Consider the following 6,277-nt stretch of genomic DNA (forward strand, 5'->3'; position numbering starts at 1 on the left):
GCGGAATGGCGTTTAATTTGCAAAACGAACAGCTTACTGTAGAAATCGCGGGAATTGGGGAAGCTTACCGGGGGACACGGTTCGATTGGACGGGTTTTATCACGGCAATCAAGCTAAATCAAGGAAATCATACGTTTTGCGTTCCGGAAAGTCTGGTACCGGGCCAAGGAACCGGAGGTTCGGGACTATGCAATGAGTTTGGAATCAACGCCCCGATCGGTTATGAAGAGGCGGGAATCGGCGAGCGGTTCCCCAAGCTTGGCGTAGGCCTGCTGACGCGGCCTGATGAGGCGGATTACCGTTTCTACGGAGATTACGAAGTGCAGCCGTATGAGGTCAAGGTGGAGCAGGAAGGGCCGGGGAGCCTTTCCTTCACCATATTACCCGAGGACTGCCGGGGATACGCCGCAAAGCTCGTCAAGAGAATTTCGCTCGCGGATAACCGTTTGATCATCGATTACCGGCTTGAAAATACGGGAACCAAACCAATCCGCACGAATGAATACTGCCATAACTTTCTCGGCATTGATCAGCAACCGGTTGGCCTGGACTATGTATTGAAATTTCCTGTTGAGTTCTCTCCTTGGAGCGATGAGGAAAGCACGATGAAAGGCATTCTTTTCGAGGGCCGGGAAGTCACCTGGGAACGGAAGCCGGAAAGGGATTTCTACTTCCGGCTCCCGGGATTTGACGGCAGCCAGGTGCCTTGGTTATGGGAGCTTGCTCATCGTCCCAGCGGTGCGGGCGTTCGCGAACTCAGCCGCTTTCAGGTCGCCTCTGCGGCGGTCTGGGGAATGGGGCATGTCATATCGCCGGAAATGTTCATCGAAATCGTTTTGGCCCCGGGCGAGCAAAAAAGCTGGTCTAGGATCTATGAATTTTTTGTCGAATAAACTCTTTCTCTGCACCAAGATGAAGCGTTAATGTGTCAATTCTGTAAAACTGCAATTATTTGCGAAATATCGGTTGATGCACCAAAGAATAGTTGGTATGATAGTCTCTAATTATAACTTCGAACCATACATGGAATGGAAGGGGAAGGATAGGGACTATGAGTAAGAGAGCGTATAACTTTAACGCCGGTCCGGCTGCGCTTCCGCTGGAAGTGCTGGAACGCGCCCAGGCCGAGTTCGTCGATTTTCACGGGACAGGCATGTCGATCATGGAAATGTCTCACCGAGGCGCCGTTTACGAAGGGGTTCACAATGAAGCGGCCAGCCGTTTACTGAAACTGCTTGGCAGTCCATCGGGGTATCAAGTGCTGTTCCTGCAAGGCGGAGCATCGACACAATTCGCCATGGTGCCGCTGAACTTTTTGACCGAAGGCAAAACGGCGGGGTATGTGAAGTCCGGAAGCTGGGCCAATAAAGCGATTAAAGAAGCCAAGCTCGTCGGAGAGACGTTTGTCGCATCGTCTTCGGAAGCGGACAAATATATGTCGATTCCGGATGTCAGCGGCCTGCAGCTTCCCGAAAATGCGGCTTATTTGCACCTTACGTCCAATGAGACGATCGAAGGGACGCAGTTCAGCGAGTTCCCGGATACGGGCAGCGTACCGCTGATTGCGGATATGTCGAGTGATATCCTGTGCCGTCCGTTCGATTTGACGCAGTTTGGCCTCGTGTACGCCGGAGCGCAGAAGAATCTGGGACCTTCCGGCGTGACCGTCGTAATTGCCCGAGAAGAGCTGCTGAAGGAGTCCCCTAAGCATGTTCCGACAATTTTGCGTTATGATACCCATGCCGAGAACAATTCGCTGTATAACACCCCTCCGTCCTTCTCCATATATATGGTGAACGAGGTATTGAAATGGATCGAAGAGCAGGGCGCTTTGGAAGGCATCGAAAAGCAAAACCGGGAGAAAGCCGATCTCCTCTATAATGTTATTGATGCGAGCGGCGGATTCTACCGAGGCTGCACCCAGCCGGACAGCCGTTCGATCATGAACGTAACGTTCCGCATGGGCTCCGAGGATTTGGAGAAACAGTTCGTCAAAGAGTCGGAGAAAGAAGGCTTCGTAGGCCTGAAGGGCCATCGCAGCGTCGGCGGGCTTCGCGCGTCTATTTACAACGCCGTTCCGTACGATAGCATCAAAGCGCTGACGGATTTCATGAGCCAATTCCAGAAGACGCACGGATAAGACTGGAAGGCAAAATCGCATGATTACATTCCATCGGAAGCTCGGGACATGATGTTGATGTCTTGAGCTTCCGTTTTTCCCGTCCGGGAATTTGTTATAATGGAACAAGAGCACTGTCCCTTGAAAAGGGCAAGGCCATCATTTTGAACGAGGTGTTGAACAACATGGCATTACATATCGTGCTGGTGGAGCCGGAAATCCCGGCCAATACCGGAAACATTGCAAGAACCTGCGCAGCAACGGGTATTCATCTTCATTTGGTACGGCCGCTGGGGTTTCGAACGGATGACGCGACGATGAAACGGGCGGGACTGGATTACTGGTACGCCGTGCATATCGAATATCATGATTCCTTTCAGGAAGTGGAAGAAACGTACAAGGGGAGCCGCTTCTTTTTTGCGACGACCAAAGCTAAAAAGAGATATACGGATTTTGAATTCCGGGACGGGGACTTCTTTGTGTTCGGCAAAGAGACTAAAGGACTAGCGCCGGAAATCCTAAGCGCTCATCCCGAAACGGTGATGCGAATGCCGATGACCGATAAGGTTCGCTCTTTGAATTTATCGAATTCCGCGGCCATTATCGTGTACGAGGCGTTGCGCCAGCTGGATTTCCCGGGGATGGAATAGACTGAAGCGGGGGAAAATTCCGAAAATTCCAATAAATAAATAATTAAAACCTGCAATTAGCAGGAATCCTGAAAACGATAGCGAATTATAATAGATTAGGTATTTGGTTCTATTTTACATAACTATTTTCAGGAGAGGTGTACATCGCATGAAGCCAGCTGGTGTGGTCCGGAAGGTGGACCAATTGGGGAGAATCGTCCTGCCAAAATCATTAAGAAAGAGATATCAAATGAACGAGGGAGACCCCGTTGAGATCTTGGTTCAGGGCGACCATATCATTTTGGAAAGATACCGCCCGAAATGCGTATTCTGTGGCTCCATGGAAGGCGTAAGCGACTTCAAGGAGCGTTCCATTTGCAATCAATGCCTGATCGAAATGAATCAGCTGTCCTAGGACCGATGATTTCCGGCAAAAAGCATCCGTGTGTACGGATGCTTTTTGTTATTCCCGGATGCGCGGATGCAAGATAAAGAAATAAGCTTCCGGGAGGAAGCCATTGATTCATAAGCCTTTGGTTTTATCGTCGTTGTAGGCTGCCGTCAAGATTCCGCAAAGGAACATCGCCAGCACGAGCGCAATAATCCAAAACGTCAAGGAAAAAGACAAGGCCAACACCTCCACGCTGAACTTCTGCTCTCATTATACCCGCCTATACGCCAAAAATAAATCTTTATTATGATATATTTCATAGACGATACAAAAATTATTCGAAGAACAGAAAGTGGGTAGGGACCGGACGCAGCGCTCCATCGGAAGGATGATTAACGACGCGGTCATTCACCACCAGGGAAGAGGAGCCGCCGCCATCCAGATTGTAAGCATTCTGCACGCCTATCACGGATAGTTTACTTTGGAGCTCCGCGAGCGTTGCGCCCGAGCGCCCGTTTTCATCCGAGCCGTCCACGACGAGTATCAGCAACTGGTCGTCTTTATAATTTCCGATAACCGTTCGCGGCGCTCGCAGCGGGGACAGCTGCCATTTCAGCGGAATCGTCGTTTTCTGCCCGTTTTGCAGCAGGACCGGAACGAACGAGGCGCCAAATTTCGGCTGAAGCTTGTCCAGATCGGATTCCTGCCGGAACTTTCCTCCAATCAGTTTGCCTGCTTTGTTTAAGCCGACGAAAAATAAATCTTTATAGGACGGCTCAAATCCGGTCAGATACTTACCGTTCAAAATCGTTGTGCTCAGCGGATACCGCTTGCTGCCCGAGTCGGCGAATCCGCCGGCATTGATGCCGGCAATCGCTCCGGTGCGGTCAACCGCGTGTTTGGTCGTCTCCGCGCCCCCAAGTTTATCTTTGCCAAGCGTCATCTTCATGGCATCGGGCGATTTCAGCTTAACCTTCATCGCATACCCGTGATATGTTCCGGGATTTACTTTGTAGAGCTCGATGCGGATTTTGCTGCTTTGGATCGTCTGGAACGGAGCGCCCAGCCGGGAGGTAATTCTCCGGTTATAAATCGTTTCGGGGCGGGTCGCCGCCGATTGCGCCGTCTTGACGATCGCAGTCATGGTCGTAGTTGTATTATGGTACAACTCGGCGGTTTTGCGTATTGAGGAAATCGTCGTGGCGGCGTCTTTTTTCGCCTGATCCAGCCCTTTGGATATCGTCGCGGTTTGGCTCATGATATTCGTTTCAGACGTGATCTTCCCCTGCCCGCCCTGCCAATCGATATGCGGACCGGCGATGAGCAAGGCCATCCATAAACCCAGCAAAGGACCTGTTGCCAGCAGAAAAAAACGGTTGATTCGTTTAGCCGGAGTCATCATTTCAATAAGTCCATCTGCTTCTGCAGCTTGGCAAGCTGCTGCTTGACATCGTTTAATTGGGAATATAATTTGTTGCTGTTATCCGTTTTTTGGCTGGTGTTGTCCTTGGTAAAAGTAAGCAGTTCATTAAAGGCATCGACTTTGCTTTGCAGATCATCTACTTCTTGGGATAAAGCCTTTAATTGGGACGTGTAATCGGCCTGCATGGCTTCCGCGCGGGTTTGCCATTTGGCATCAAGCTGGTCCAGCATCGATTGTTTCAGATGATTGCTATATAAGAGAGCCCCGGTAGTTCCGGCGCCGATCAGCAATACCCAAATCAGCACAATCAAGCCTACGGAAGGCCTTCGCGTTTTCCTGTTGCGCTTCATTTCAGCAGCGTTCACAGGCTCCGTAGAATAAGACATAAAATCACCTCAACCTATCATTTTTCCATTTTTCATTCTACCATGACGTCATTTTTCACGCAAAAAATGAGAGATTTCGTGAAAATACGCCAAAATTTGCAGCGTTAAGAGGGATTATCCTCCATCTTGTTTGGGAAATTTGTCCTAAGGTACAATCACCGTAAAGAAGAAATCAGAGGGAGAGGCGAGCCTATGGAGGACTGGCTTGTTAGGGCTTTTCGGAGATTGCCGCTCAGAACAGCCGGAAATGCCGGAGGGGCATCTGAGGAAAATCCGATTATATCGCTTGCCGGACGACGTGGGGACGGCGGCGAGCGCTGGGCCGCTATGGAGAACGAGCTTAGGGAAGGATTGAAGTTGGCCGAAGGAGAGCGGGTTGATGAGATCCAGACCGGATCGGGAGACCAGAAAGCAGGCTGGGATTTGCCGCTGCGGGAATGGCTTGCCGCAGCCTACAGCGTCTGCGAAGGGGTGCAAACAGAGCCGCAGAACCTGCTGCTGACGGAGAGCATCGAAGGAGCGCTGGATTTGCTGCTGCGGACCATGACCAAGGCCGGCGGACCGGTGCTGGTGGAGACGCCGGCCGCTCCCGAAGCGCTGGAGCTGATGCGACGGCATGGCGTCGGGTTCGTTTCGGTGCCCTGCGACCGGGATGGCATGCTGCCGGACGAACTGCGGCGAATGGCCGGCTTGTATAAGCCTGCGTTTGTGCTGGTGGCGCCGCAGTTTTCCAATCCGTCCGGCCGGCGTTGGAACCGGCAGCGGCTGCTGGCGCTGCTGGAGATTTGCGGCCGGCGTGGCGTGCCGCTCGTGGAAGACACGTCGTGGGAGATACCTTCGTTTGTCTTTGCGGCCATGGAAGGGAAAGAAATGGGGGCAGAGCCGCGATCTATGGAGCCACTGGGAGAAGCGGAGGCAGAAATGGATGCAGGCTTGAAAGGGGAGCAGGCAAGGGCGGAACTGAAATCAAGATTGGACGCGAAGTCCGGAACAGGCGCGGTTGAAGCATTGGCGGCGGGCGGAACTTCGGCGAGGATAGAAAAAGGCAGGGCGGATTTGAAACCGGGAGCGGGTTCGGAGACAGGGAGCGCTTCGGAAATCGGGCAAGCGGCCGAGGCGGAAGCAGGCCAGGAACCGGAGAATGCGGGTGAGGTCCCGGCTTCATTGTATCGTCTGTGGTCTACGATGGGGAAGAGGGGAAAGGCGGCGGAAGTGATTACGATTGGCTCGCTGGAAGCTACGCTGACGCCGACGCTCCCGCTTGCCTGGCTGCGCGGCGGCGAGAAGCGGCTGCAGCAGCTGCGGCGCGCGCTGCATGGGGCGGCCGAG

7 protein-coding genes are annotated in these 6,277 nt (G+C 52.5%); 5 read left to right on the top strand and 2 right to left on the bottom strand.

Translation table 11 applies throughout. The features are described 5' to 3' along the window. Window positions 1-5: 5 nt before the first annotated feature. The 4 genes from ACI48K_RS24140 to ACI48K_RS24155 all read left to right on the top strand — a co-directional run bounded on the left by ACI48K_RS24140 (window position 6) and on the right by ACI48K_RS24155 (window position 3,163). The gene (locus tag ACI48K_RS24140) at window positions 6-893 is read left to right on the top strand and encodes a hypothetical protein (protein WP_475030193.1); all 888 of its coding nucleotides are present in this window, start codon (window positions 6-8) and stop codon (window positions 891-893) included. A gap of 158 nt (window positions 894-1,051) precedes the next feature. Next, complete coding sequence (serC, locus tag ACI48K_RS24145) at window positions 1,052-2,140, top strand: 3-phosphoserine/phosphohydroxythreonine transaminase (RefSeq protein WP_475030194.1); 1,089 nt, start codon at window positions 1,052-1,054, stop codon at window positions 2,138-2,140. Window positions 2,141-2,304: 164 nt separating this feature from the next. After that, entirely contained in the window at window positions 2,305-2,769 is a 465-nt protein-coding gene (gene trmL / locus ACI48K_RS24150; RefSeq protein ID WP_475030195.1) for a tRNA (uridine(34)/cytosine(34)/5-carboxymethylaminomethyluridine(34)-2'-O)-methyltransferase TrmL, read from the top strand. Window positions 2,770-2,917: 148 nt separating this feature from the next. Next, window positions 2,918-3,163, top strand: a complete 246-nt coding sequence (locus ACI48K_RS24155) for an AbrB/MazE/SpoVT family DNA-binding domain-containing protein (protein ID WP_379320894.1) — start codon at window positions 2,918-2,920, stop codon at window positions 3,161-3,163. A 310-nt stretch (window positions 3,164-3,473) separates the two neighbouring features. On the opposite strand, the gene ACI48K_RS24160 is transcribed toward ACI48K_RS24155, so the two are convergent. Next, the gene (locus ACI48K_RS24160; RefSeq protein ID WP_475030196.1) at window positions 3,474-4,541 is read right to left on the bottom strand and encodes a phosphodiester glycosidase family protein; all 1,068 of its coding nucleotides are present in this window, start codon (window positions 4,539-4,541) and stop codon (window positions 3,474-3,476) included. Beyond that, window positions 4,538-4,948 carry a hypothetical protein gene (locus ACI48K_RS24165; protein WP_475030197.1) on the bottom strand — a complete coding sequence of 137 codons (411 nt, stop codon included), beginning with the start codon at window positions 4,946-4,948 and terminating at the stop codon, window positions 4,538-4,540. The genes ACI48K_RS24160 and ACI48K_RS24165 overlap by 4 nt, the downstream gene beginning before the upstream one ends. A gap of 192 nt (window positions 4,949-5,140) precedes the next feature. On the opposite strand from ACI48K_RS24165, the gene ACI48K_RS24170 reads away from it, so the two are divergent. Next, window positions 5,141-6,277: aminotransferase class I/II-fold pyridoxal phosphate-dependent enzyme (locus ACI48K_RS24170; RefSeq protein WP_475030198.1), on the top strand; the 1,137-nt coding region annotated here is incomplete at its 3' end.

This window comes from Paenibacillus terrisolis, from assembly GCF_056171975.1.

Bases quoted from the DNA above. Each gene is read 5' to 3' on its own strand.
- ACI48K_RS24160 (WP_475030196.1), bottom strand. From the start codon at position 4,541: ATGATGACTCCGGCTAAACGAATCAACCGTTTTTTTCTGCTGGCAACA.
- trmL (WP_475030195.1), top strand. From the start codon at position 2,305: ATGGCATTACATATCGTGCTGGTGGAGCCGGAAATCCCGGCCAATACC.
- ACI48K_RS24155 (WP_379320894.1), top strand. From the start codon at position 2,918: ATGAAGCCAGCTGGTGTGGTCCGGAAGGTGGACCAATTGGGGAGAATC.
- ACI48K_RS24165 (WP_475030197.1), bottom strand. From the start codon at position 4,948: ATGTCTTATTCTACGGAGCCTGTGAACGCTGCTGAAATGAAGCGCAAC.
- ACI48K_RS24140 (WP_475030193.1), top strand. From the start codon at position 6: ATGGCGTTTAATTTGCAAAACGAACAGCTTACTGTAGAAATCGCGGGA.
- serC (WP_475030194.1), top strand. From the start codon at position 1,052: ATGAGTAAGAGAGCGTATAACTTTAACGCCGGTCCGGCTGCGCTTCCG.